The sequence below is a fragment of the Caproicibacter sp. genome (assembly GCF_046707225.1).
Classification (GTDB): domain Bacteria; phylum Bacillota; class Clostridia; order Oscillospirales; family Acutalibacteraceae; genus Caproicibacter.
Map to the genome: position 1 here is coordinate 29,161 of NZ_JBJKOP010000014.1, position 26,333 is coordinate 55,493.

Here is a 26,333-nt window from a genome sequence, read left to right on the forward strand (position 1 = left end):
AATATTGCAATTAAAATAAGAAGAAGGGCAACACAGACCGGGTGTTGAAAAAATCCGAGCCAGTTGCCCTTCAGCACAACCATGCTGTTCCTCAGATAGGCTTCTGCCATGGAACCGAGTATCATGCCGAGCAAGCTGTGAAAGAAAGGATCATTGCTGCTGTAAGTGCAAGGGATAATATTCTTTCATTGATTTCCTCTCCTTTTTTCATGAAATATGAAAACGTTTTCATTGTTAACTTAAAAGGTTTTTATCGCTAATAATAGTATAAACTTTTCAATATCTTGATGTCAATTACTATAAACGTTAATATAATAGAAAATTTTTGCACCAAATAACTAAATAAATCGTAAGTATTATTAGATTAAAAATAGAAACGTTTTCATAAAAACTGCAATACTTCTTATTAAAAGATAAAAAGCTACCTTCCATCTTCGAGATGATAAACCGGCGGGACGCAGATCTTTTCTTGCCCGTTGGAGTCAATCTTGCCGTTGATTTTTTTGTAGAGATGTTCCGCCAGGATGATTCCGATTTTTTTAGAGTCCCGGATCATGCACGGGATGGAAACACCGAGCTTATTCAGCGTATCCTGCTCCGCAAAACCGACCATATCCACTTGATGGAGCAATTTTCTGTCGCGTTTATTCATCAACATGACGGCAGATTCGAGAAAATTTGCTCCGTAGAAAATTAACGCCGGGTGCTTTCTGTTTCTTATGTCTTCCTGAATCTTGTGAATCGTGCGGTCCATATTGTCGATGACGGCACAGTTGTAAACATGGTGAAGGTCAGAAGCGTCGCGCCCCGCGTCTTCGAAGGCCTGCTCGGTTCCCTTGGTCATCATCTGAATACTGGATGCCTGTTCAAAACCATACATGGCATAAAGTGGACGGCATTCGTATTTTTTTACGGCAAAGCTGATGAGAGTATACGCGATCTGATCATAGTCTCCTGTGATCACGGCATCGCAGCCGATGTCATAATACCGGTCAAACAGAACTATGTTTTTGAAATTCTGGGCGACGGACCGCAGATAAGCGGTATTCTGGCCGATCGGCGCTATAATCAGCCCGGCGACTCCCTGACTGAGCAGTTCCCTGACGATAAACCGTTCCTTGTCTCCGTCGTTGTCACTCCTGCAAATAAAAGTGACATATCCGCGCTCATAGAAATAGTCGCTGACAACCGCGCAGACATCACCAAAGAAAAATTCCGTATGAGGGATGACGATTCCGATATTTTTCGAATGCCCGCGTTTTAGACTCTGGGCAAAGACATTTGGCTCATAGTTCATTTCCCGAATTGCATTCTTAATATTGTAAGCAGTCAGGGGGCGGACGCTTTTGGGGTTTTCCAGGTACCGTGACACGGTACTGATAGAGACCCCCGCTGCGGAGGCAACTTCACGAATTGTTACTTTTTTAGACAAAATATCACGTTCCTTTTCTTTCGAATGCAGCAAATTTTCATTTCCAATCCCTATTATTACTCTTCCTGGGCACTGCTGTCAACCGGAAAGGCCTGTACACTGCGTCGTGTTAATGATAACGCAAATTAGTTGTTATAATACATAAAAAATTGCGTTTATTAATAGAAAAACTTGCAAAAATTTTAAAATGATCTTGACGAAACCCCTAGAATGGCATAAACTCATGTTAAAAGAAGTGTTAACATTAACGCAATAGAAGGGATGGAGCAAATCGATGCCGGAGGCACAAACTGAGATGGATGGTTTTGAGGTGCTGATTTTTTGCAGCGATCAACATACGGCGGGCGTGGCGGGTTTTATGGGGGATCGCATAGCCCGCACGCCACATTTGGACGCCATAGCCAGTCGTGGCATCGTTTTTGAAAATGCCTATACGTCCTGCCCGCTCTGTGCGCCGGCCCGTGCTTCGTTTATGACAGCCAGGGTCCCTTCCCGGATTGGAATGTTCAATAACTCCTGTGATTTTCGCAGCAGCGAAGTCACCTTTGCCCATCTTCATGCGATGAAAGGGTACGACTCGGTTTTGATTGGGCGGATGCACTTCAATGGGATGGATTTTTTTCACGGCTTCACCAAACGAGTCAGCAAGGATATTACCGGCAGCTACTGGGGATTCAGCGCTGAAAACCGTGCCGATCTGAAAAATTATGCCAGAAGTATGCGGCAGGAGAGCTGCCTGGAACTGCTTGGAAGCGGAGACACACCGGTACGGGAGTATGATCGCCGGGTCGTTGCCAACGCGATGGAGTACCTTGCGCATGACTATGAAAGACCTCAGCTTATGGTAGTCGGAACCTATGGTCCCCATTTTCCCTATGTGGCCGATGGCGCCCGGATGGAGAAATACAGGGAGGCCCTGCGCGGGGTATACCGGGAAAGCAGGCCGGATTTTACAGTTCCGCCCCTTCTGAACCGGGTGCAAAAAGCGTCAGCGGAGGATATTATTGAACTGCGTGCCGCTTATTATGCCCTGGTGGAAGAGATGGACGATGAAGTCGGGCAAGTCTATCTAGCGTTTCAAAAATATCTTGTACGCCGGGGCAGACCAGGAATTTTTATCTATATGTCGGACCACGGGGATCAGCTCGGATATAAGGGACTGTACGGGAAACAGACTTTTTTCGAAAGATCAGTGAAAATCCCCCTCGTCTTTTCTATGAGTGGCGTTGGCCCTCGAAGAGTGCGGGAGTCAGTCAGCATTATGGATGTCGGGCCGACCCTGTGCAGCTTAAATGGAACGGAGAATTATCCGGATGCGGACGGGAAGAGCTTTGCTGCCGCTCTGGACGGAATCGAGATGCCCGGCCGCTCGGCGGTGTCAGAATTCTATGATATGCAGGACAATCGGTGCCTTGTTGGCCGAATGCTTCACCGCGAACACCGAAAACTGATTTGCTACGATGCGTATCCGGAACAGGATATGCTTTTGGATACGGAACAAGATCCGGAAGAAGAAGAAAATCTGGTTTCCGTGGAACCGGGGCTTTATCGGGAGATGAAAGCAATTTTGGATTCCTCTCCTGTGGCACCGGACAATAGAGCTGATTTCCGCGATTGCCTTTTAAAACACCGGATCCTCGCTCAATTGGGAGCGAAGCACCCCGAATGGAATCCTTATACCTATATCGCATCGGAAGCGGTGCGGGACATCTCAAGTTCCTGTAAACGCTCCGGCTTAAAATCAACAAAGTGATGGCAGGAGGAAGGAAATGTCACATATAACGATCAAACAGATTGCCGCTGAAGCCGGTGTTTCCATCGGAACCGTGGACCGCGTCCTGCACAACCGGGGGCGGGTGTCAAAGGAGAAGGCGGAATTAATTTTGAATATCTGCAGGCAATGCGGCTATGAGCAGAACGTTGTGGGCAGAGCCATGGCAATGCAGAGAAAGCAACAGACGGTCGCGGTTGTAATTAATTCCAAGGACAGGAACAGCTTTGCCGCCAAGGTTTATGAAGGAATTGAAGCAGCAGAGGAAAAAATTAAAGATTATAACGTTACTTTTCTTTATCGCGATGTGGTCCAGAATACGGTAGAAGAACAGATTGCAATTTTGAATTCTCTTGAAGAAGAGAATCTGGCGGGCTTGATCATCAAGCCGATCGATACGCCGATGATCCGCTTTCGGCTCAGCCGCTTTGCCGACAAAGGCACTCCGATTGTTCTGTGTACATCAGATATGGAATCGGTGAAAAAGCTCTGCTATGTGGGTCAGAATCACTATCGGGACGGCAGGCTGATGGCAAATACCCTGTCGAAGCTGTCTGGGGAAGCACTGCACATCCTTATGATTGTTGGCCCTCTTCAAACCAGTGCCCGCCGAGCCAGAATTGACGGCTTTCTTTCCTATATGCAGGAGCATCAAAGAAATTACGAGATTAGCGGGGTTTGTGAAGTCAGCTATCAGCAGGAAGAAGCCTATCGAATGACTCTGGAAACCCTGAAAAAATATCCGATGGCAAATGCTTTGTATATCAATTCGCCGGATGTTGCAGTCTGCTTAAAGGCACTGAAGGATTACGGAGAGTTTCGCGGACTGCGGTTCAGCTTTGGGCATGTGGAAAAAGTCGGGCCGTTCATTCAAAACAGGGAACTGGATTTTGCAATCAGGGAGGTTCCGTTTCAGCATGGGTATCGGGCGGGCGAGGCCATGTTTCGGTATTTGCTCAATAAGGAAATTCCGGCCATGGAAAGCTGTGTATTCAGAGGGGAAGTCCTCTTTGAAGAGAACAGCAGTCTTATTTAGAACTCTGGCGTGCGTTTGCGCGTTAGAATAGACCATTTTTTTCATTAAAGGAGGAGTTTGGATTGAAAAAGAAATTTCTTGCACTGGCACTTGCGTTTTGCTGCACCCTGGGTTTGTCCGCCTGCGGCGGTACCGGATCTGGGTCCGGAGCGTCGCAAGCAGCTTCCGGTAGCGGCGCTTCATCCGCTGTAAAATACCCTTCCGGAAATACCCTAAACCTCATTATTCCGGTGAAAGCCGGCGGAAACATGGATATATTGGGCCGCACGGCGGCCAAATATCTAGGCGATGCCATGGGGGTTAATGTTGTCGTTTCGAATATCGCGGGAAATGGCGGAGTCGTGGCGGCGACCCAATATCTTGGCGAAAAGGCGAATACCAATACGGTCATTTTCCTTCCGGCCAACATTTTTACCGTTTCTCCACTTTACAGCAAGGTAAAGTACAGCCTCGATGACTTTGCTCCGATTGCCGCCTATAATTCCGAGAAAAACGGAGTATTCGCGATGTCGGGCGGATTGATCAAATCATTTGACGATCTAAAAAAGTGGGCTCCCGACAAGACGCTTCTTTTCGGCAGCGGCGGACAGGGAGTTGCAAACTATCTGATGCAGGCTTCCCTGTATCACGATCTGGGACTCAAAGCTAAGACAGTTCCTCACAATTCCGCTTCCGAAGGGTTGGTCAATGTGATTGCCCACACGACAAACCTGACGCTTTCCTCTTTAAACCTGGCGGAACAGTATGTGAAAAAAGGTTCTTTGATTCCGCTGTTCACCTACGAAAAGGAAGACTATACTTATGCGAATGGGACGGTGGTCCCCTCACTGTACAAACTGACAGGGAAGGACTACGACATTCCCAGTCTGCAATTCTTCGCGGTGCGTGCCGGGACCGACCAGAAAATTGTGGACTATCTGCATGAAAAATTCCAGGAGGCTTTCTCAAACCCGGATTTTAAGAAGGAGTTCATAAAGGACGGAGGGGACGCGGATAAGCTCAAGGAGCTGTCTGCCATGTCCGGCAGTGATGTAAAGTCTATGATTGATACGAATGCGAAAGTGGCTAAATCCCTGTACGAAAAGTCCGCAAGTTAATCCGGCGTCTTAATGATACCTGATCCCTTAGAAAGGATTTCGGCTGAACACCGGCTCAGGGAATAAACTTTGGGCCGGTGTTCCCACTTTGGAGGAATTACATGTGAAAATCAAGGTACATACAAACCTGTGGGCTGGAATTCTCAGCGTCGCGTTTGCACTGGCAATTTGGATTGCCATGCCGTACCAGATTGCGGCGGGCGGGGACTCTGTAGCCACGAATCCCAGACTGTTTCCCCAGATCTTTTGCGTCTTGATCGGAATTCTGGGAGTCATACTGATTGTAAGCAGTCTGGCACTGCACCGGGAAGATGTAAAGGAATACGATCTGAAAATTGAAGGCAAGCAGCTTTTATACTATGGAATGATCGTAGTTTACGTTTTATGCATCAGTCAGTTTGGATTTCTAATTCCTTCCGGCGCATTCGCCCTGCTTACGCTGATCTATTACAGGTGCCGTAAGCCGTTATACTACATCATTACCATCAGCTTCGCCGTGGCCCTGTATCTGATTTTCACCTATGTGCTCGGCGTGCGTTTCCCGTAAGGAGGAGTTGGAATGGAAGCAATTCTAGCAGGTCTGAGCCAGGCTTTTTCAATTGGCAACTTTATCTCCATGGCCATCGGTATGGCGGCGGGCATCGTCTTTGGCGCGGTCCCGGGGCTTAACGCCAATATCGGCATTATTCTGTGCCTGCCCTTTACTTATGGAATGCAGCCGATCCCGGCGATGCTCCTTCTCTTAAGCGTTTTCTGCGGCGCCAGTTTCGGCGGATCGATTTCAGCCATCTTGATTGGAACGCCGGGGACCAACAACGCGGCCATGACCGTGCTGGACGGTTACCCCATGGCACAGAAAGGGCAGCCATTCCGCGGGATCGTTACCGCGCTGGTGGCATCAACGATCGGCGGGGTGGTAAGCGCTCTGGTCCTGCTTTTGGCCGCGCCGTTTGTTTCTGCCGTGACCATCAAGTTTGCGCCGCCGGAGTTGTTCACCGTTTCAGCTTTCGGCCTTTCGATCATTGCTGCGATCAGCGGTAAAAACTTCTGGAAAGGTCTTCTGAGCGGCAGCGTCGGCGTGCTGGTTTCCTTGATCGGATTGGATTCCCTGACTGGTAAATCCAGATTTATTTTTGATGATTTCAGCCTTATGAACGGACTGAGCCTGGCTTCTGTGCTGATGGGCATGTTCGCCCTGGTGGTGATCCTTGAAAAGGTGAAAGATATCCTGAGCGCGGACGCAGCGGATGCGGGTCAAAAGGCCGTTCAAATGAAGAAAAGCAAGACTGACAGGTTTACTGGTGCGGATTTTAAACTCTGCATGCCGCATATTATCCGTTCCACGCTGCTCGGCATCGTCATTGGCGCAATCCCCGGAGTGGGGGGTGGCGTGGCTTCCGTTATTGGCTATGACACTGCCCGGCGCACCAGCAAAAACCCTGAGGAATTCGGCACCGGGCGCATTGAGGGTGTGGCTGCCTCCGAAGCGGCCAACAATGCCGTTACCGGTTCGGCTCTGATTCCAACCCTGACACTTGGTGTTCCCGGCGCTCCGGCAGCGGCCACGCTGATGGCGGCTTTCATGATTCACGGCCTGACCCCCGGCCCTTTGCTTTTCAGCGAGGACGGGCCCACGGTCTATGCCATCCTGATCGGCTTGGTGATTGCTAATCTTCTCATGCTGGTGATTGGCCGTGCTCTCAATTCCGCGTTTATCAGTATTATAAAAGTACCGCTGGAGATTCTGGTTCCAGCGTTGGCAATGACCTGTATCGCGGGCGCCTATTCTGATTCAAACAGCATGGTAAACGTGTATACCCTCATGATTTTCGGCCTCCTTTCCTACATTTTCTCACTGGTTAAAATTCCGTCGATTCCGCTCATTCTGGGCTTTATCCTTGGCCCGCTGACCGAATCTAATCTGCGCAAGTCCCTTGTGATGTCGGACGGCAGCTTCATGATCTTTCTTCAGCGCCCCATTTGCGTGTTCTTTATCCTACTGACAATTGTCTTTGTGATTTGCCTGAAATTTGATGTAAAAGATTTTATGAAATCGTGCTTTAAGAGAAAAAGAAGTGCTGTTCAGTAATATATCCATTATGTAAATGATGAAATGCTGATGATGGAGTTATAAAAAGGCTTCACAAAGCGTTGTCTGGAAAATAGAGTACCCCTTTCTGTAGTTTTTTTCTACTGAAGGGGGTGCTTTTTTGATGTGCTGTTATTGGCGGATTTGCGTGAATTCACTTCGTGCCGAATTATTTCAGTTCCTAGTAAACGTAATCCGACAGAAATTCAACAGTCTAATTTCACAAATTTCGAAAGTAGATTGGTCAAAATAGTCCAATTGACAACCATAAAAACGTGTGATATAGTAATTTCAACATAAATTTTATATATAGAGTATAAATTCTATATATGGAATAGAGGTGCACATGATGCTGTCAAAACAACAACAGGAACTTCAAAATAAACTTTCTTCTTACAGTTCGATGAAAGTTTTACAAATTTTACTTGCGCTTTCCGCCACCAATAAATATATGGGGATCAGCGAGGTAACGGATATCACCGGCCTCAGCGGAAGCACGCTGCACAGAATTCTTCAGGAGCTTTTAGAGTGCGGCTTTGTGACAAAAGACGAGCAGCAGAAAAAGTACCGGATCGGCTTTGAATCCATGGCTTTAGCCGAGCATATGAAAGCTGCGAATTATCTGCTGGAGGCGGCCAAAGATGAAATGCACCGTCTGAATGAGATAACGAAAGAGACGGTCAATCTAATTGTCCGGGACGGCTGCCAGGCGGCTTATATTGGAAAAATGGAAGCGAAAAACCAGATCGCAATGCGTTCCAAAATCGGGTGGAAAATCCCTCTGTATTGTACGAGCGGCGGGAAACTCCTGCTGGCTTATCAGGATGAAAAGTGGCTGGAAAATTATTTAAGCTCCACTCCGTTGGAGAAGTATACCGACTATACGATCGTGGACAAAGCGGCCTTGATGCAGGAGCTTGTCAATATCCGGAAGGAAAACTTTGCGATTGATAATCAGGAGCACAACCCGGACGTGATCTGTATTGCCGCGCCGATTTTTTCCGATAACCATGAAATTCTCGCCACCATTGGCGTTGCGGCACCGAATTACCGGTTTTCTCTCGAAAAAGCCCTTTCTTACAAAGAGGCGGTCATTAACGCGGGAAATGCGGTTTCTGAAAAAATAGCAAAATAATGTTTCCCATTTTTGAAGCTTGCACAGGGAGGAAAGAACGATGGATTTAACTTACAAAGATTCCAAATACCGCAGTGCGCACGTCGTCAACGGTATCAGTATGGCGGGGCCGCGGGCACATTTGCGCGGAATGGGACTTCTAAACGAAGAACTGGCCCAGCCGTTTATCGGAGTTATCAATACTTACAATGAAATGCATCCGGGCCACGTGCATCTCAACCGGATCGGTGAATTTGTAAAAGCGGGGGTGCGTTCCGCCGGAGGAGTTCCGTTCGAAATCAATACCATCTCAATCTGCGACGGGTTTGCACAGGGCCATGTCGGAATGTGCAGCGTTCTTCCAAGCAGAGAAGTCATTGCAGATTCCATTGAGGTTTATGCAAACGCCCACCAGTTGGATGGTCTGGTGCTGATCGGCGGTTGTGACAAAATTGTTCCCGCCATGCTGATGGCGGCTCTCCGTGTTAATATTCCGGCAATTATTGTAACTGGCGGACCGATGCTTCCCGCCGAATACAAGGGGAAAAGCTATGCCACTTATGAGCTGAAAGAAATGGCAGGGCAACTGATGCGCGGTGAGATTTCGAAAGAAGAGTACGAATACATGGAAGGACTGATGTCGCCGGGGCCCGGTTCCTGCGCCATGATGGGGACCGCGAACAGCATGTCGATCGTCGCGGAAGCGCTGGGCCTTACCATGCCGGGATGCGCCTGTGCCCATGCGGTTATGGGGAAAAAGAACCGGATTGCAAAACAGAGCGGGTATGAGATTGTGCGGCTGGTTGAAAACAATATCCGCCCGAGAGACATCGTTACGCAAAAAATGATGGATTTAGCCGTAACAGTCGCAATGAGCGCAGGCGGATCAACCAACCTGAGCCTTCATATGCCGGCAATCGCACGGGAAGCGCATCTGCATATGACGCTGGAAGATATTGAACGGATTTCCTCATCCACTCCGTATCTTGCTAAAATAAAACCTTCCGGCAGCTATACATTGCTGGATCTGGACCGTGCAGGCGGAGTCGGCGGCATGATGAGGGAACTGGAACCGCTGCTGGATTTGGAGCAGATGACGGTAAACGGCAAAACACACCGTGAAAATGTTGCACAGGTCATGGAACGTGACAGCAACGTGATACATACGATTGAAAACGCTTACAGCAAACAGAGCTCGCTGGCTGTTCTGCATGGAAACCTCGCTCCGGATGGATGTGTGGTCAAACAGACCGCGGTGAGCCCAAAAATGCGCCAGCATACCGGGCCGGCGCGCTGCTTTGAATCGGAGGAAGACGCCGTCAAGGCAATTTATGGGCAAACGGTTCAGCACGGCGACGTGATCATCCTCCGCAATGAAGGTCCGCAGGGAGGACCCGGAATGCGGGAGATGCTGACCGCTACGGCTGCTCTGGTGGGCATGGGGTATGCTGAGTCGGTCGCACTCGTAACGGATGGACGTTTCTCCGGCGCAACGCGCGGGCCATGCATCGGGCACGTTTCTCCGGAAGCCTCCCGCAGGGGGCCGATCGCTGCTGTGAGGGACGGCGATATCGTCGAAATTGATATCGCGGCCCGGACGATTAACGTCAGGCTGAGCAAAGAAGAGATTGCGCAAAGGCTGGCTCAGCTTCCGCCATACACGCCGAAAATCACCGAGGGGTATCTCGCACGCTATTCGCGAGAAGTCTCATCCGCTAACGAGGGAGCAATTTTAAAATAGTTTGCTTGATTAATATAAGGGGGAAATGCATTGGCAAAATCCGTGACTATGCGTGGAATAAGCGCACCGGTTCTGACTCCGTTTTACAAAGACGGCACCGTAAACTGTGAAGAGTATAAGAGGTTAATCCGCTACATTACTACGAACGGCGTCGATGGGGTTTTCATTTGCGGCACTACGGGAGAATTCGTGAACCTTACGATCCGCGAGCGCAAGCAGCTGCTGACCGCCGCGATGGAAAGCGTTAAACCGGAGACACATGTTCTGTTCAATACTACGGCGATGAACCTGGAGGAAACGAAGGAACTGCTCGATTGGTCGGCAAAATGCGGAGCGAACGCGGTTTCGTTTACAGCTCCCTACTATCATAAATATGATCAGAAAGCTTTGATTTCATATTTTCAGAAAGCCACGCGGCTTGCGGGGGAACAGCCCGTTTATTTATATAATATGGCTGGAATGACGCATAACCCGATTACTCCGGCCGTTCTTAAATCTGTCGCGGAAAGCTGCCCGAATCTTCGTGGCATTAAGGACAGCAGCATGGATTTTATGGTTCTGCTTAATTATCAGTGCGCGATTGAAGACAGTTCCTTTGAAATTATTACCGGAAACGACGCGCAGGTGCTGACCGCGCTTCAGGCCGGCGCTGCCGGCGGCGTAATTGCCGCGGCGAGCGTGTTCCCCGCGCTTTGCGCCGAGATTTGGGACAAGTTCCAGAAAGGCGACTTGGAAGGCGCGCGCCGGGCGCAAACGAAAGTGCTGAAGCTGAGGGAGCTTTTCCGGGCCGTCATGCCGGTCATGTCCCATAAGAAAGTTCTGGAGATGCAGGGGTTCCAGATGGGGCCCGCCCGTTACCCATTCCGTGATCTGACGGAAGAGGAAAGCAAGCGGGTTGAACAAACCATACATAACTTGGGTCTGATGTAAGCTTCAAGGGGGAGACCGCAATGCAGTTTACATTCCGTTGGTATGGCCGGGACGACCCGGTTAAACCGGAAGATATTCGGCAGATTCCCGGGGTATCGTCCGTGGTCAGTGCTTGTTATGACGTCCTTCCCGGAGATGTCTGGAATGCAAAAAGTATCGAGACAATCCGAAGCGATGCGCTGGATTACGGCCTTGGATTTGAAGTCGTGGAAGGGCTGCCGGTTCATGAGAGCATTAAACTGGGGGATTCCTGCAGGGATCGGTACATTGAAAACTATATTAAAAATTTACGCATGCTTTCGGAGCATGGCATCCGGGTGATCTGCTACAACTTCATGCCGGTCTTCGGGTGGATTCGGACTTGCCTGGACAGACGTCTCCCGGATGGTTCCCGGACGCTGTCTTTTTCAGAAACTGAACTGAAGACGATTGATCCGGCTCAAAAAGAGCTGAGCCTTCCCGGATGGAGCTTTTCCTCACAAAGAGAAGAAATGGCTTCCTTGATGGAACGTTACCGCACGTTGGGGGTACAGGGGATGTGGACAAACCTCCGGTATTTTCTTGAGGCGGTTGTTCCAGAGGCGGAAAAGTGCGGAATTGCTCTGGCAATTCATCCGGACGATCCCCCGTTGCCGGTTTTCGGTCTTCCGAGAATTGTGTCTTCGGAGGAAGATATTGAGTGCCTTGCGTCTTTGGTCGACAGTCCCTGTAATGGCATTACTCTTTGCACGGGTTCTCTGGGCAGCGGGCGTCAAAACAACCTTGTGAAAATAGCGTACCGCTTTGCTTCGGAGGGCAAAATCAAGTTTGTCCATGCGCGCAACGTCCTTTTTGAAAACCAGATCGATTTCGTGGAAGTCGGGCATCAGACGGGAAGCGGCAGTTTGAATATGGCTGAGATCCTTACCGCGTTGCACCGAGGCGGCTTTGACGGCTATTTGCGTTCGGATCATGGAAGAATGGTTTGGGACGAGCAGGGCCGACCGGGTTATGGGCTTTACGACAGGGCAATGGGAATCACTTATTTGGAAGGACTTTGGGAAGGCATCTCCACTCAATAGATTTTATGCCGTTAAACGGCATAATATAAAAACTTTAGGAGGAAGAGTTACTTATGAAAAAACTTTTATCACTTCTGCTGTGTGCAGGTCTTTTGCTTACAACAGCCGCATGTTCTAATTCGACCTCGTCCGGTTCGGCATCGTCGGGATCTTCAGTTCAGGCGGGATCCTCCGCAGGAACTGCTTCGGGACAGAAACCGGCGAATTTCCCTAAAAAGCCGATTACCTTTATTGTTCCCTGGGCGGCGGGCGGCACTTCCGACGGGCAGGTACGCGCGATCGCAAATCTGGGACAGAAGTATTTCGGCGTTTCCTGCTCGGTTGTAAATCGTGATGGGGCGGGCGGAACGATTGCCACGACCGAATTTGCCAACACAAAGGCTGATGGTTACACCGTTTGTCTGGAAGCCTGCGGCGTATTCACCACCCAGCCCTTTATCAAAAGCAATATCAAGTACAGCATGGACGACTTCAAGCCCATAATCGGCACGACCATCGAGCCCATCGTTATGGTGGCCAGCAAAGTCTCCGGAATCAAGTCCCTTGACGATCTGAAGAAAAGGGGCGGCACCATCAGCTACGGCTTTTCCGGAGCGGGCAGTCTGCCCCAGCTTTCTCAGCAGAAATTCTTTGAGATGTCCGGGATCAAGTCCAGTCCGGTTCCTTTTGGCGGCAGCGCCCCGACAATCACGGCACTGCTCGGAAGCCATGTTGATGTCGCTGCGGCACATCCGGGTGAAATTGCACAGTATGTCAAATCCGGCGATATGATCCCGCTCGGCATTTTCTCACCGGAGCGCGACTCCAGAGAAAGTCTGAAAAATATCCCGACATTTAAAGAGCAGGGCTATGATATCGACATGAGCGTCTGGAAATTCCTGATGGTTCCGAAAGATACCCCGGACGACATTGCAAATTACCTGACGGATACCCTTACCAAGCTAGAAAAGGACCCCGAGTTTACAAAGTACTGCGAAAACAATACGCTCGCGATTTCCGGATACCAGCCGGATGAGATTGTCGAAAAAATCAAGGATGAGGCAGCCGTCAACAAGGAACTGCTGAAAAAGTAGGAAGATGGGGCGGAACCGCTTCCCTCAAGACGGAATGCGGTTCCAATTGCCTGAATGAGCCGGATTGAAAACGGCGAAACGGATCATGATGAAAGGAGTAATGGCCGGTGCGGTTTTGTTGCGCGGTCATACACAGTCCCAATGAGCGATTATAAAAAGAATTTGCTTTCTTCTCTGATTTTTTTGGTTCTGGGGATCGCCCTGATAATTTTTATCCCAATTACGATTCCCCTCAGCGAGGCCACTGTGATCGGTCCCAGAGCATTTCCGTATTTCATTTCGACTGCGTTGATCCTGCTGAGTGCGGTCCTTCTGATCTCCACTTTGCTCCAGCGAGGAAAGCAAGGGCTTCGGGAGGAAAAAACCGAAGAAAAAGAGCCGCGTTACCTGCAGAACGAACTAAGGGCTCTGGCTCTGATCGGGATTACACTTTTATATATTATCTTATTCGATAAAATCGGATACTTTTTTTCCACCTTGCTTGCTTCCACGCTGATGCTGCTGCTTTTCCGGGTAAAGAAGATCTGGTATTATCTGATCGTTTACGCCGTGGGCGCCGGAGTTTATTTTGCGTTCACCAAACTGCTGTTCGTCACGTTACCCTAGCTGGGTTCAGAGGGAGGAATAAGTAGATTACTATGGTTTTAACTGTACTGGCCAGCTTATTTACTTGGGAAAACATTCTTTTTTTGAACATTGGACTTGCCGCAGGCATCATTGTGGGAGCCCTGCCCGGCCTTACGGGGACGATGTGCATTGCGCTTTTGCTGCCGATGACCTACGGACTTAATTCCCTCACAGGGATGATTTTGCTTCTGGGCGTTTACTGCGGAGGCATTTACGGCGGTTCCGTTACCGCGATTCTGATCAATACCCCTGGAACGCCGGCATCCGCTGCAACAGTGCTGGATGGTTATCCGATGGCGAAAAAGGGTCAGGCGGGCCACGCGCTGGGTCTGGCGCTTTCCGCTTCGGAAATTGGCGGCCTGTTCAGCGTTGCCGTTTTAATCGTAGCTGCTCCGCAGATTGCGAGAGTCGCGCTGGATTTTGGACCCGCTGAGTATTTTGCGCTTGCGCTGTTTGGGCTTACCATTATTGCCAGTGTGGGCGGTTCTTTACTCAAGGGGCTGATCATGGGCCTTGTCGGTTTGTTTGTCGCCACGATCGGTATGGACCCGGTCGGGGGAACGGACCGGTTTACATTCAATATTACCGAGTTGTCCAGCGGGGTAAATATTATTCCCGCCCTGATCGGTCTGTTTGCAATCACGGAGATCATGTACAAGGCAAGGGATATATACAAGCCTGCCGGCGATGTCATAGAGGTTAAAAGCAATGAAAAGATCTCATTCAGGGACGTTCTGCAATATAAAGCCACTCTATTAAAATCATCCATTATTGGCACGTTTATCGGCGTTGTACCCGGGACCGGCGCGGCAATTGCCTCATTTTTAAGTTACAATGAGGCCAAGCGAGCCAGCAAGCACCCGGAATTGTTCGGAACGGGTTATGGAGAGGGAATCGTCGCCTCTGAAGCGGCAAACAATGCCGTTACCGGCGGTACGCTGGTTCCGCTGCTGACGTTGGGTCTCCCCGGTGACACCAACACGGCGGTTCTGCTCGGCGCACTGACCATGCAGGGAATTATTCCCGGTCCGCAGCTTTTCGTGCAGCAGAGGCAGTGGGTTTACAGCATTATGTTCGCACTAATTATCGTCAATATTTTCATGTACATTCAGGGCCGGTTTTTTATCAAGTTCTTTGTAAACGTAACAAAGGTGCCCACGCAGGTACTCGTTCCGATTCTGATTACCCTTTGCATTATTGGCGCTTACGCGGTAAACAACACGACGTTCGACGCGTTGCTGATGGCTTTAATCGGGTTGTTCGGTTACTATATGAAAAAGCTGGATTTCCCGTTGACCCCAATGGTGATCGCGATTGTTTTAGGGCCTCTCGCGGAGTCGAATATGCGGCGCGCGCTGATTATTTCGCAGGGAAGCGCTCTGATTTTCTTCCAGAAGCCCATCAGCTGCTTCTTTATTCTTCTTGCAGTCTTTATGCTGTTCTTTCCCTTGGTCAAAAAGCATCTGGAGAAAAAGAAAGGTGCGGCAGCGGCATGACGGAAAACAAGGCGGTACAAATCAGCAGCGGACGCTATTACCAAGGTCGAGGCGCGCTGGCTGTCTTTCCAGAAGAGGTGCAAGCGCACGGGGAATCCGTCTTGATCATAACGGACCGTACGGTGTACCCGAAGGTGAGGGAGCGCGTGGAACCCGCGCTCCGGAAGGTGGGAATCCGGTTTGAGATTTTTTGGTTCGACGGCTTTTGCGCTGCCGGAAACTACGAAGCGGCCGCACGGGCGGCAAGGCGGATGAAAGCGGCGGTGGTCGCCGGAATCGGCGGCGGCCGCATCATGGATGCCGCAAAAATCGCGTCAGATCTGTGCCGGGTCCGGTCCATCACGGTTCCCACTTCGGCCGCGACCTGCGCCGCCACCGCTCTGCTGGCGGTTTACTATACCGACGACGGACATTTTCTGGGGAACTACTGGCCCGCTTATGTCCCGTCGACCACGATCGCGGATCTGGATGTCATTGTGTCGGACTGTCCCGTGCGCTACAATGCTGCGGGAATCATCGACGCGATGGCAAAAATGCCGGAAATAACTATAACAGGCGCTATACCAAATTCTGGAGTGGAAATCTCTATTCCGGCCTTGCCTGCGCGGGGGCGGGTGAGACCTACCGTTTCTTGTTGGAAAACGGGCCGCAGGTGCTGGAAAAAATGCGGTCGAAGATTTGCGACCAGCAGGTGGAGAACTCGGTCTGCGCGGCCCTTTCCGCCACCGGGCTAATCTCCTGTCTGGCAAGCGGCGGGAAACAGGCTGCAATTTCGCACTGTCTTTACAGCTTTTTCTGTGACTGCCATCCGGAGTTAACACATGATTTTTTACATGGTGAGCTTGTTGGGGCCTCTCTGACCTGGCAGATCATGGTAAACGGAGAAGAAGAAAGGCAAGCGAAGGAGCTTTCCGGATTTCTTAGAAAAATGGATCTGCCCGCCTGCCTGGATGACCTCGGTTTTCGGCCCGATTCTGCGGAGCTGAGGGAACTGTATCACTATCTTCAAATGAAAATGCCGATTGAGGACGATTCGGCTCTGCAGCGGTTAAGAGCTTTTGAAGAGGTGCTGCTGCATGGATTCGCTTCTCAGGGGGAGAGTTAAGATACTCCGCATGTAAAAAGGCGTCTCTTTCTGTCGCTGATTCCGGCGCTTGCCAGTCCATCGGAACAGGAAGACGGCATGATTTAATTAGAGCGGGGACCTCCGGTTTTGCCGGTGATCCCCGATTTGTTATAGTACGAAAAAATGAGAGACTGTCATGAAGGCAGTTTCTCATTTTGTATCTTGAAGCGTTTCGTGAAATCTATAAACGCCGAATAATGTCCGCCAGCAGCTTTTCTGCTTCCTGGGGATTAGCCCTTCCGCGCGTTGCCTTCATGACGGAGCCGAGAATCGCCTTGAGCGCTTTTTCTTTCCCGGCGCGGTAATCTGCGGCGGCGGCTTCGTTTTCCGCAACCGCTTTTTCGCAGATGGCTTTCAAATCGTCCGCGCTCATCCCGGCAAGATCCTGTTCGCTGAGAAATTCCTTTGCCGGCTTGCCGGTGTCCAGCATCTTTTCGAGCGTGGATTTCACCAGATTCATGCGGATTTCTCCGGAGTCCAGAAGCAGAATCAGCTCGTGAAGCTGTTCGGGAGTAACAGCAACTTCGAATTGCTCCTTTTCCGCTTCCGTGCCAAGACGGGCAAACATCTGCCCTAAGATGCAGTTGGCGGCGGCGCGGGGATTTTTGGTGCCTTTTGCGGCTTTTTCAAAGTAATCCGCGATGCGGCGGTGTTCAATCAAAAGACGGGCATCCGCTTCCGGAAGATCAAAGTCCGAGACAAAACGCGTCAGGCGCTTTTGCGGGTCTTCCGGCATCAGCGCGCGGATGGATTCCCGCATCCCGTCGGAAACAAGGATGGTGACAAGGTCCGGTTCCCGGAAATAGCGGTAGTCGTCCGCGTCCTCTTTGCCGCGCATCCCTTCCGTACAGCCGAAGCCTTCGTCGAACCGGCGGGTTTCCTGAACCACTTCCTCACCGCTTTGAATCAGGTCAACCTGACGGTCAAATTCGTATGCAATGGCCTTTGCCATGTACGCAAGCGAGTTCATATTTTTAATTTCGGCGCGGGTTCCGAATTCTTCCTGCCCAACGGGGCGCACGGAGACGTTGACGTCGCAGCGCAGGGAGCCCTCCTGCATTTTGCAGTCGGAAATGCCGATATAACGCAGAATCATCTGAAGCTTTTCCACATATTCCTGCACTTCCTCAATGCTCCGCAAATCCGGTTCCGTTACAATCTCGATCAGCGGAACGCCGCCGCGGTTGTAATCGACAAAGGTGTTTCCTCGGTCGTGCACCAGCTTGCCCGCGTCCTCTTCGATATGAATGCGGTTCAGCCGGATGCGGCGTCCGTTTGAAAGCCCGACCCAGCCGCTTTTGCACAGCGGCATGTCATACTGGGAAATCTGGTAGGCTTTCGGCAAATCGGGGTAGACGTAGTTTTTGCGGTCCATTTTGGAAACCGGGCTGATTTCGCAGTTTGTCGCGAGACCGGCCATGACGGCGTACTCCACGACGGCCTTGTTCAGTTTGGGCAGCGTGCCCGGCAGGCCGATGCAGATCGGGCAGCAGTGCGTGTTCGGCTCGCCGCCGAATTCCGTCGTGCAGGAGCAGAAAATCTTCGTCTTTGTGGAAAGCTCCACATGGGTTTCGAGTCCGCAGACCAGTTCGTAATTCATAGCGCGACCCCCGTTTCGACAGCACGGAATACGTCTCTCCGCGCTGCCTGTTCATACTGGAACGCGGCGTTTAAGAGGGCCGGCTCTGAAAAACGGGCGCCGATGAGCTGCAGCCCGACCGGCATCGAATCACTTCCGAAGCCGCACGGCACGCTGATGCCCGGCAGGCCGGCGATGTTCACCGGTACCGTGCAGATATCGGTCAGATATGTTTCCACCGCGTCCTGCGCGGTGAAGTTCAGCGGAAACGCGGTCATCGGGACGGTCGGGGCGGCAATCACGTCGCAGTGTGCAAACGCGTCTTCGAACGCCCTGACCAGCGTGCCGCGCAGGTTTTGCGCTTTTTTATAAAACGCGTCGTAATACCCGGCGCTTAAAACATAGGTGCCGAGCAGGATACGGCGTTTTACCTCCGCGCCGAAGCCTTCGCTGCGCGTCTTGCAGATCATTTCGTCGCGGTCTGCGTAATGCTCCGTGCGAGCGCCGTAGCGGATGCCGTCGTAGCGCCCCAGATTGGAGGAAGCCTCCGCGCAGGCGAGAATATAGTAAACGGGAAGGCTGTATTTAATGGACGGCATTGAAAATTCCACAATTTCCGCCCCAAGGGATTCATAAACCTTCAAAGCGTTTTGCAGCGCGGTATTCACGTCTTCGCGCACGCCGTCAAAGTATTCTTTCGGAACACCGATTTTCATACCTTTGATGTCTTTTCCCAGAGAAGAGAACGCGGGCTGAGATTTTTCGCTGCTGGTGGAGTCCATCGGATCGTATTTTGCGATCGCGTCATACACCAGCGCGGCGTCCTCCACACTCCGGGTGATCGGGCCAATTTGATCGAAGCTGGAGGCGTACGCGATCAGCCCGTAGCGCGAAACCGCGCCGTAGGTGGGCTTCAGGCCGACAATGCCGCAGAAGCTGGCGGGCTGGCGAATCGAGCCGCCGGTGTCGGAGCCAAGCCCGAACGCGGCGAGGTTGCCCGCCACGGCCGAAGCGACGCCGCCGCTGCTGCCGCCCGCGACGCGCTCCGTATTATGCGGGTTTCTTGCTCCGCCGAAGCAGGAGGTCTCACAGGAAGAGCCCATCGCGAACTCGTCCATATTTGCCTTGCCGATGAGTACGGCGTCCTGCCTTTTTAAAATATTCCAGACGGTCGCGTCGTAAATCGGGGTATAGCCCCGCAGAATTTTTGAGCAGCAGGTCGTTTCGATTCCGTTTGTGGAAATGTTGTCTTTCAGCGTCATCGGAATGCCGGCGAGCGGAGAGAGCTCTTCTCCCGCCGCGAGTTTGCGGTCCACTTCCGCGGCGGTTTTCAGCGCGGCTTCCGGCGTCAGCTTCACATAGGCGTTCAGGCGCTTGTTTTCCGTTTCGGCGGAGTGCAGATATTGTTTCGTCAGCTCCGTGCAGCTGATTTCCTTTGAGCGCAGGAGCTTTCCGATTTTAGGGATGATTCCGTATGGTTCCATCGGGCCCCTCCTACATGCGGCGGCGAACCAGGAAATAGCCGTTTTCCTGATTCGGCGCGTTTTTCAGAATTTTCTCCCGGTCATAGGAGGGAACAACCTTATCCTCGCGGAATACGTTTGAAAGGCTGTTGCTATTGTCAAAATCGGAATCCTCCGCGGCAACCGAGTTAACGGCGTCGGCGAATTCGATGATGCTGTTCATGTCCTTGGTCAGGCTGTCAAGCTCCTCCGGCGCGACGGAAAGCTTCGCCAGACGCGCGATTTTCAGGATTTCTTCGTGGGTGACCATGTTCCAGACTCCTTCCGGATTATTTTCTCAGCCGGATATGCACTTCCCGCAGCTGCTGCTCCGTGACCTCGTTCGGCGCTCCCATCATCACGTCCTGCGCGTTGGAATTCATCGGGAACGCGATGACCTCGCGGATATTGTCCTCGCCGGTCAGCAGCATCAGCATGCGGTCGATGCCGGGCGCCATACCCGCATGCGGCGGCGCGCCGAACTGAAACGCGTGGTAAAGGGAGGTGAATTTGGTTTCCAGCTCTTCTTCGGTGTAGCCCGCGATTTCAAAGGCCTTTTTCATAATATCGACGCGGTGGTTGCGCACCGCTCCGGAAGAAAGCTCCACGCCGTTGCAGACAATGTCGTACTGGTAGGCCAGTACCTCTTCCGGCTTCTTCGTAAGCAGTGCTTCCATCCCGCCCTGGGGCATGGAGAACGGGTTGTGCGTAAAGACCGTCTCGCCGGTTTCGGGGTCGAGCTCGAACATCGGGAAATCGACGATGAAGCAAAGGTCGAAGCGGTTTTCGTCGATCAGGCCCAGCCGGCGGCCCAGCTCCATGCGAATCTGTCCTGCAAGCCCCGCGACCGCGTCGGTTTCGTCGGCAATGAAGAACACAACGGTTCCGGGTTTCAGCTCCGCGCGGCGGGTCAGCTCATTGCGTTTCTCGTCCGGAAGATATTTGTTGATCGGCCCCTGATAAGCGCCGTCTTCCGCCACTTTGATATAGCCAAGGCCCTTCATGCCGATGCTTTCGGCAAATTTCAGCATGCCTTCAAAAAAGCTCTTCGGCTGTTTTCCGCAGTCCTGCACGCTGATGGCCCGTACAATTTTATTTTGAAACGGCTTGAAGGCTGTTCCCTCAAACAAATAGGTAATATCCTGAATCAAAAGGGGGTTGCGCAGGTCCGGCTTGTCGGAACCGTATTTCAGCATGGATTCCGCATAGGGAATGCGCGGGAACGGGGCTTTGGTCACGGCTTTCTCCGAAAACTCGGAGAACGTTTCCCCAATTACTTCTTCGGCGACCTTGAACACATCCTCCTGGGAGGCGAACGCAAGCTCGAAATCCAGCTGGTAAAATTCGCCCGGAGAGCGGTCGGCGCGCGCGTCTTCGTCCCGGAAGCACGGCGCGATCTGGAAATAACGGTCAAAGCCGGAGACCATCAGGAGCTGTTTAAACAGCTGGGGCGCCTGCGGCAGCGCGTAAAACCTGCCGGGGTGCCGGCGGCTGGGAATCAGATAGTCCCGCGCGCCTTCCGGAGAAGAAGCGGAAAGGATCGGCGTCTGAATTTCCAGAAAACCGAGGTCGGTCATTTTCCTCCGCAGAAACGAGATAACCTTTGACCGCAGCACGATATTCTCGTGGACCTTCGGGTTGCGCAGGTCGAGAAAACGATATTTCAGGCGGACGTCCTCCTTGGTTTCCCGGGAGAGGGGAACCTCGAACGGAAGGCTTTCCAGAACCTCTCCGAGCACGGTGAGTTCGCTCACCTTTACTTCGACCGTTCCGGTCGGAATTTTGGGATTGACGGTTTCCTCGTCGCGCAGAACGACAGTGCCGGACGCGGTCAGGCTGCATTCGCGGCTGACTTCCTTTAAGAGGGCGTCATCGTAAACGACGATCTGGACCACGCCGGAATGATCCCTGATATCGAGGAACTTGATTCCGCCGTGGTCCCGGATATTTTCGACCCATCCCGCGACGCGGACTTCCTTCCCGATTTCCTGTTCGCTGACTTCTCCGCAGAACTGCGTGCGGTACTGGTTCACTAGATTCATCTTCCGTTAATCCCCTTTAACTGCAATCTTTAAACATCAATTATAGCATGTAACAAAGTACGATTCAACCAGTCATCGCTTTATTGTAACAAAGCGGTGCTTTTTCCGGCCTGATGCGGAAAGAACGGCCGTCCAAGTACCGATTCATCATACCACATTTTTGCATAAAATGCGATACATTATTTCAAAAGGAACGGTTGGGGCGGTTACAGATCCACCCAGTAGCGCTGAGTGATTTTACCGTTCAGACAAAGTTCATTTTCCAGCCTGCCGCCGTTGTGCAGAATTGTTTTGGCGGAGCCGATATTTTCTTTCTTGCAGGTAATCAAAGCTTTGACAATCCCCAGTCCTTTTGCAATCGGAAGCGCCAGCGCCAGCATCCGCACCGCGTAGCCTTTCCGGCGCTCGGAGGGGCGGACCCCGTATCCGATATGGCCGCCGCATTTCAGCAGTTCGCTGTTCAGTTCATGGCGGATGTTGATAGCGCCCAGAATCCTTCCGGTTTCATCCGTCAAAAAAAACGTGTGCGCGCAGACAAAATTTTCCGGGGCTTCCCGTTCCATTCGGCAGGCGGAGGCGAGCCATTCCTCATAGCTCTGCCCCAGCAGCCGCGCGGAATAGGGCGTGATTTCTTCCCCATGATCCTCCCAGTCTTTTATGAAAGAGAGGTATTCTTCTTTTTGCTCCAACGAAGGGTGTTTCAGTTCCAGCTTCATGATTTCTGTTGCTCCGCTTTCACAAGATTGATCAGGACCTCGACCATTTTGTCCATCGACTGAATGGAAATAAATTCAAATCTGCCGTGAAAATTCTGCCCGCCGGTCGGCAGGTTCGGACAGGGCAGCCCCATGAACGACAGCCGGGCTCCGTCCGTGCCGCCGCGGATTGCAACGGCACGCGGCGCTACGCCGGCTTCTTTCATCGCCCGTTCGGCCCGTTCTATGATTTCGGGATGCTTTTCGATTTCCTGCTTCATATTATAGTAAGAATCGGAAAGTGACAGCTCAAACGTTCCGGCGCCGTATTTGTCATTCAGATAATCAGCGATTCTGCGCACGGTTTCCTTTCTCGACTCGAATTGACTGCGGTCATGGTCGCGGATAATATAGCGCAGTTCCGCCTCTTCCGCATCGCCGGAAATCCGCGTCAGGTGGTAAAAGCCCTCGTACCCTTCGGTATGCTCCGGGGTTTCCGCCGCCGGGAGCATGGAGTGGAATTCCATGGCAAACTGTGCGGCGCTGCGCATCCGGTTTTTCGCGTCGCCCGGGTGAACGCTGACTCCGTGAACGGTCACGACGGCTCCGGCCGCGTTGAAGTTTTCGTACTCCAGCTCGCCCAGCGTACCGCCGTCCACCGTATAGGCAAAGTCGGCGCCGAAGCCCTTGACGTCGAAGCGGTCCGCGCCGCGTCCGATTTCCTCATCCGGGGTAAAGGCGACGGCAATTTTTCCGTGCGGCGTATGATGCTTGTTCAGTTCTTCCACAGCAGTCAGAATTTCCGCTACGCCGGCCTTGTCGTCCGCGCCGAGCAGGGTGGTGCCGTCGGTGACGATCAGGTCGTCCCCGACGTAATCCGAGAGGTTCCGGTAATCCTTCGCGCGCATCACGATGTTTTTCTCCTGGTTCAGAACAATGTCGCCGCCGCCGTAGTTTTTCACGATTCTCGGCTTGATTCCCGCGCCCGGCGCGGCTTCGGAGGTGTCCATGTGGGCGATCAGGCCGATGACCGGCGCGGCCGTCTCACAGTTTGCGGGCAGTGTGCCGTAGACATAACCGGAATCATCCCGGCGGACGTCCGAGAAGCCGAGCGACTTCATTTCTTCCGCCAGCGCGTCCGCAAGAACGAGCTGCCCCGGCGTGCTGGGGCAGCTTTCGCTGTCCTCGCTGGACATGGTGTCAAACGACGTGTAGTGAATCAGTCTTTCAAAAGCTTTCATGTTGTTTTCGTCTCCTTTTTATGATAAAACGTCTTTCCAGGCCGTTTTCAGGCATTGGACCGCGTTTTTGATCTGTTCCGACGGAATCCCGGCGAATCCGAGCAGGACTTTTTCGCCTCCAGAGGTGGTTCCAATGCGTACCCCTTGCCGGAGAGCCAAATCGCGCAGGGTTTCCGCGTCGGTGTCCGCGTGTACGGTCAGGATCATGCTCAGCGGCGTCTCCTGAAGCAGAATTTCCACGCGGCTGCCGAACGCCGATTTCAATTCGTGCGACAGAAGATCGCATTTGGAACCGTAGAGCTTGCGCAGCCGCCGAAGGTGGCGCTCCATCTGTCCGCTTTTCATATAGTTGGCGAGCGCGAGCTGTTCGATTTTGGAAGCCGTCTGATTGTAGTTTTCGGCTCTCCGGCGGTAACGCTTCAACAAATCCGGCGTCAGTGCCATGTACCCGATGCGGACCGACGGCAGAAGCAGTTTGGAAAACGAACCGATGTAAACGACGCTTCGTCCGGCGCCCATTCCCTGAAGGGCGGGAATCGGCCGCGCGCGGTAGCGGAGTTCGCCGTTGTGGTCGTCCTCGATGATAATTCCGCCGTTTTCCCACGCCCACCGAAGCAGCTCCATCCGACGGCTGATCGGCAGGCTTGTTCCGGTGCGCACCCGGTTCGACGGGCTGACAAACAGGAGTTTTGCCCCGCTTGACGCAAGCACGTCCATCCTTGGCCCGTCCTCGTCACCGGGCAGCTTTAAAACAGAGAACCCGCAGTCGGAAAAAACCTGTTCCGCCTGCCGAAAACCGGGTTCTTCCATGGCGACGGTTGTTTCGCCGCCGTTTAAAAGGCCGCATAGAATAGATAACAGCGGCTGCGTTCCGGCACCGATGACAATCTGGTCCGGGGAGGCAAGCACGCCGCGCGCGCCGTAGCTGTAGGAGGACAGCGCTTCCCGCAGCGCGTACTCCCCCTGATGATCGCCGTAAGAGGCGATAAGCTCCTGCCGATTCAGCACGTCCCGAATCTGCCTCCGCCAGATTTTTAAATCCATGTTATCACTGTCAACACAGTCGCTGCTGAAGTTGTAATCGGCGTGCGGTCCTGCCGGACGAGGCAGCCGGGACGGCACAACGGTTCGCACCGGTTCCGGGCGGCGTGCGTCCAGCACGAAATATCCGCGCTGGGGACGCGCCCGGATGTAACCCTCCACGCAGAGCTGCTGATAGGCGCTTTCCACCGTTGTGCAGCTAATATTCAGCCCGTCCGCCAGCGAACGAATCGATGGCAGGCGTTCCCCAGCCTTTAGATGCCCCGATTCCACCGCACGGCGTATGGAAGAATAGAGCTGCTGATACAGCGGAATCGGGGATTTTTCGTCCAGCTGCAGATAGTCGTAAGTCATAAGTCTCCTCAACTGTACTGAAAGAATTTTTTCAAACTGTATATTTCAATAGAAACAGTTATTCGCTATTATTATACCAACGTAATTTTTGCAAATCAATCCTATTGGAGGTAAAAGCATGAAAAAAACAGCATCGACGGGCCTGATTGTTTTCACGGCGCTGTTCGCCGCGCTGATATTTGTCGTTACCGCGTACCTGTTCCATATTCCGACCCCGGTCACCGGAGGATATATCCATCTGGGGGACGCGTTCCTATACCTGGCGGCAAGCATTCTGCCTCTCCCTTACGCGGTGGCCGCGGGCGGCATCGGCGAGGCGCTGTCGGACGGCCTGACCGGCAGCGCCGTCTACGTGCTGCCCACGCTTTTGATTAAATCGGCGATGGTTCTGTGCTTTGCGTCGGCGGCAAAATCGATTGTCACCAAGCGGAACCTGATTGCCTGCGCGGCGGCGGGAGGAATCTGCGTCGCGGGGTATTATCTGACCGAAGCGGTTCTGCTCGGCAACTTTGCGGCTCCTGTGGCGGAAATTCCGGGGAATCTGATTCAGGCGGCGGCAAGCGCGGTTATTTACATTCTGGTTGGCCGCGCTTTCGACCGGATGAAGCTGAAAAGCCGCTTGGCCGTGATGGTAAAGCAGCATTAGCTTGAGAAAAGCAGGAGGGAATGCGATATGAGAAGTAAAAATCAAACCGTCAATCTCGCGCTGGCGGGGCTTATGGGTGCGCTTGTCTTTGTCGCGACGGTATTTTTTAAGGTTCAGATTCCCGTCGGCGGAGACAAAACGATGATCGGGTTTGCCAATGTGTTCTGTATTCTTTCCGGGCTGCTGCTCGGCCCGGTTTACGGAGGACTGGCCGCGGGGGTTGGTTCCTTTTTGTTTGACATTACGAACGGGTGGGCGTCCAGCGCGCCGGTCACGCTTGTGACCAAATTCGCGATGGCCTGGATCTGCGGCCTGATCGCCTGGGGTGGGGATGGCCGCGGAAAAAAGCTGTCCCGCGTCATTGTGGGGGCCGTGGCCGGCTCGGTTTCTTACAGCGTCCTGTATCTGGCCTACTCGGCGGTGAAAGAGTTGGTTTTGGGCGACGCGGCGCAGACGGTTCAGATGGTCTTGCTGTCGAAACTGGGAGCGACCGCTACCAACGCGCTGTTCGCGGACATCATCGCGGTGCCCCTGTATTTTGCCGTTCGCAGAGGCTTGGCGCGCAGTTTTCCGGAAGCACGCGGCAGCCGGTGAAAATTCGGTTGTGATTCTGCTGAGATAATGCTATAATGACTCCGTT

Annotated in this window: 25 protein-coding genes; 17 read left to right on the forward strand and 8 right to left on the reverse strand. The window is 52.4% G+C overall.

Features of this window, described 5'->3' with window-relative positions:
- Window positions 1–41: 41 nt before the first annotated feature.
- Window positions 42–260 carry a hypothetical protein gene (locus tag ACLQ3M_RS02270; protein WP_411676090.1) on the forward strand — a complete coding sequence of 73 codons (219 nt, stop codon included), beginning with the start codon at window positions 42–44 and terminating at the stop codon, window positions 258–260.
- 161 nt (window positions 261–421) lie between these two features.
- Here ACLQ3M_RS02270 and ACLQ3M_RS02275 read toward each other — a convergent pair whose 3' ends face one another.
- Window positions 422–1,432, reverse strand: a complete 1,011-nt coding sequence (locus ACLQ3M_RS02275; RefSeq protein WP_411676092.1) for a LacI family DNA-binding transcriptional regulator — start codon at window positions 1,430–1,432, stop codon at window positions 422–424.
- 295 nt (window positions 1,433–1,727) lie between these two features.
- Between ACLQ3M_RS02275 and ACLQ3M_RS02280 the strand changes: the two genes are divergently transcribed.
- The 14 genes from ACLQ3M_RS02280 to ACLQ3M_RS02345 all read left to right on the forward strand — a co-directional run bounded on the left by ACLQ3M_RS02280 (window position 1,728) and on the right by ACLQ3M_RS02345 (window position 16,572).
- Complete coding sequence (locus ACLQ3M_RS02280; protein WP_411676093.1) at window positions 1,728–3,185, forward strand: sulfatase-like hydrolase/transferase; 1,458 nt, start codon at window positions 1,728–1,730, stop codon at window positions 3,183–3,185.
- A 16-nt stretch (window positions 3,186–3,201) separates the two neighbouring features.
- Window positions 3,202–4,239, forward strand: a complete 1,038-nt coding sequence (locus ACLQ3M_RS02285; RefSeq protein WP_411676094.1) for a LacI family DNA-binding transcriptional regulator — start codon at window positions 3,202–3,204, stop codon at window positions 4,237–4,239.
- A 62-nt stretch (window positions 4,240–4,301) separates the two neighbouring features.
- On the forward strand, window positions 4,302–5,336 hold the full coding sequence (locus ACLQ3M_RS02290) for a tripartite tricarboxylate transporter substrate-binding protein (protein WP_411676095.1): 1,035 nt from the start codon (window positions 4,302–4,304) through the stop codon (window positions 5,334–5,336).
- 103 nt (window positions 5,337–5,439) lie between these two features.
- A complete protein-coding gene (locus ACLQ3M_RS02295; RefSeq protein ID WP_411676096.1) occupies window positions 5,440–5,883 on the forward strand; it encodes a tripartite tricarboxylate transporter TctB family protein in 444 nt (147 codons plus the stop codon).
- A 12-nt stretch (window positions 5,884–5,895) separates the two neighbouring features.
- A complete protein-coding gene (locus ACLQ3M_RS02300; RefSeq protein ID WP_411676097.1) occupies window positions 5,896–7,425 on the forward strand; it encodes a tripartite tricarboxylate transporter permease in 1,530 nt (509 codons plus the stop codon).
- Window positions 7,426–7,771: 346 nt separating this feature from the next.
- Window positions 7,772–8,560: an IclR family transcriptional regulator gene (locus tag ACLQ3M_RS02305; RefSeq protein ID WP_411676098.1), complete on the forward strand. Its 789-nt coding sequence runs from the start codon at window positions 7,772–7,774 to the stop codon at window positions 8,558–8,560.
- 40 nt (window positions 8,561–8,600) lie between these two features.
- Window positions 8,601–10,280, forward strand: a complete 1,680-nt coding sequence (gene ilvD / locus ACLQ3M_RS02310) for a dihydroxy-acid dehydratase (RefSeq protein ID WP_411676099.1) — start codon at window positions 8,601–8,603, stop codon at window positions 10,278–10,280.
- 30 nt (window positions 10,281–10,310) lie between these two features.
- On the forward strand, window positions 10,311–11,210 hold the full coding sequence (locus ACLQ3M_RS02315; RefSeq protein ID WP_411676100.1) for a dihydrodipicolinate synthase family protein: 900 nt from the start codon (window positions 10,311–10,313) through the stop codon (window positions 11,208–11,210).
- Window positions 11,211–11,230: 20 nt separating this feature from the next.
- Entirely contained in the window at window positions 11,231–12,271 is a 1,041-nt protein-coding gene (locus ACLQ3M_RS02320) for a mannonate dehydratase (protein ID WP_411676101.1), read from the forward strand.
- 53 nt (window positions 12,272–12,324) lie between these two features.
- Window positions 12,325–13,344 (forward strand): tripartite tricarboxylate transporter substrate binding protein, encoded by a 1,020-nt coding sequence (locus tag ACLQ3M_RS02325; RefSeq protein ID WP_411676102.1) that lies wholly within the window; start codon window positions 12,325–12,327, stop codon window positions 13,342–13,344.
- Between the two features lie 141 nt (window positions 13,345–13,485).
- On the forward strand, window positions 13,486–13,950 hold the full coding sequence (locus ACLQ3M_RS02330; RefSeq protein ID WP_411676103.1) for a tripartite tricarboxylate transporter TctB family protein: 465 nt from the start codon (window positions 13,486–13,488) through the stop codon (window positions 13,948–13,950).
- An 83-nt stretch (window positions 13,951–14,033) separates the two neighbouring features.
- A complete protein-coding gene (locus tag ACLQ3M_RS02335) occupies window positions 14,034–15,467 on the forward strand; it encodes a tripartite tricarboxylate transporter permease (RefSeq protein ID WP_411676104.1) in 1,434 nt (477 codons plus the stop codon).
- Window positions 15,464–16,201: an iron-containing alcohol dehydrogenase gene (locus tag ACLQ3M_RS02340; protein ID WP_411676105.1), complete on the forward strand. Its 738-nt coding sequence runs from the start codon at window positions 15,464–15,466 to the stop codon at window positions 16,199–16,201. Before ACLQ3M_RS02335 ends, ACLQ3M_RS02340 begins: the two co-directional genes overlap by 4 nt.
- Complete coding sequence (locus tag ACLQ3M_RS02345; RefSeq protein ID WP_411676106.1) at window positions 16,132–16,572, forward strand: hypothetical protein; 441 nt, start codon at window positions 16,132–16,134, stop codon at window positions 16,570–16,572. Before ACLQ3M_RS02340 ends, ACLQ3M_RS02345 begins: the two co-directional genes overlap by 70 nt.
- A 202-nt stretch (window positions 16,573–16,774) precedes the next feature.
- On the opposite strand, the gene gatB is transcribed toward ACLQ3M_RS02345, so the two are convergent.
- The 7 genes from gatB to ACLQ3M_RS02380 form a co-directional block, all read right to left on the reverse strand.
- Window positions 16,775–18,193 (reverse strand): Asp-tRNA(Asn)/Glu-tRNA(Gln) amidotransferase subunit GatB, encoded by a 1,419-nt coding sequence (gene gatB / locus ACLQ3M_RS02350; RefSeq protein ID WP_411676107.1) that lies wholly within the window; start codon window positions 18,191–18,193, stop codon window positions 16,775–16,777.
- Window positions 18,190–19,656 carry an Asp-tRNA(Asn)/Glu-tRNA(Gln) amidotransferase subunit GatA gene (gatA, locus tag ACLQ3M_RS02355; protein ID WP_411676108.1) on the reverse strand — a complete coding sequence of 489 codons (1,467 nt, stop codon included), beginning with the start codon at window positions 19,654–19,656 and terminating at the stop codon, window positions 18,190–18,192. The genes gatB and gatA overlap by 4 nt, the downstream gene beginning before the upstream one ends.
- A gap of 10 nt (window positions 19,657–19,666) precedes the next feature.
- Entirely contained in the window at window positions 19,667–19,945 is a 279-nt protein-coding gene (gene gatC, locus ACLQ3M_RS02360) for an Asp-tRNA(Asn)/Glu-tRNA(Gln) amidotransferase subunit GatC (protein WP_411676109.1), read from the reverse strand.
- A 19-nt stretch (window positions 19,946–19,964) separates the two neighbouring features.
- The gene (aspS, locus tag ACLQ3M_RS02365; RefSeq protein ID WP_411676110.1) at window positions 19,965–21,716 is read right to left on the reverse strand and encodes an aspartate--tRNA ligase; all 1,752 of its coding nucleotides are present in this window, start codon (window positions 21,714–21,716) and stop codon (window positions 19,965–19,967) included.
- Between the two features lie 206 nt (window positions 21,717–21,922).
- Entirely contained in the window at window positions 21,923–22,432 is a 510-nt protein-coding gene (locus tag ACLQ3M_RS02370) for a GNAT family N-acetyltransferase (RefSeq protein WP_411676111.1), read from the reverse strand.
- A complete protein-coding gene (gene pepT, locus ACLQ3M_RS02375) occupies window positions 22,429–23,652 on the reverse strand; it encodes a peptidase T (protein WP_411676112.1) in 1,224 nt (407 codons plus the stop codon). The genes ACLQ3M_RS02370 and pepT overlap by 4 nt, the downstream gene beginning before the upstream one ends.
- Before the next feature lie 18 nt (window positions 23,653–23,670).
- Window positions 23,671–25,047, reverse strand: coding sequence for a PLP-dependent aminotransferase family protein (locus ACLQ3M_RS02380; protein ID WP_411676113.1), 1,377 nt, complete (start codon window positions 25,045–25,047; stop codon window positions 23,671–23,673).
- 118 nt (window positions 25,048–25,165) lie between these two features.
- Between ACLQ3M_RS02380 and ACLQ3M_RS02385 the strand changes: the two genes are divergently transcribed.
- Together ACLQ3M_RS02385 and ACLQ3M_RS02390 are read left to right on the forward strand one after the other, a co-directional pair.
- Entirely contained in the window at window positions 25,166–25,693 is a 528-nt protein-coding gene (locus tag ACLQ3M_RS02385; RefSeq protein WP_411676114.1) for a TIGR04002 family protein, read from the forward strand.
- 27 nt (window positions 25,694–25,720) lie between these two features.
- Complete coding sequence (locus ACLQ3M_RS02390; protein ID WP_411676115.1) at window positions 25,721–26,287, forward strand: ECF transporter S component; 567 nt, start codon at window positions 25,721–25,723, stop codon at window positions 26,285–26,287.
- Window positions 26,288–26,333 lie beyond the last annotated feature (46 nt).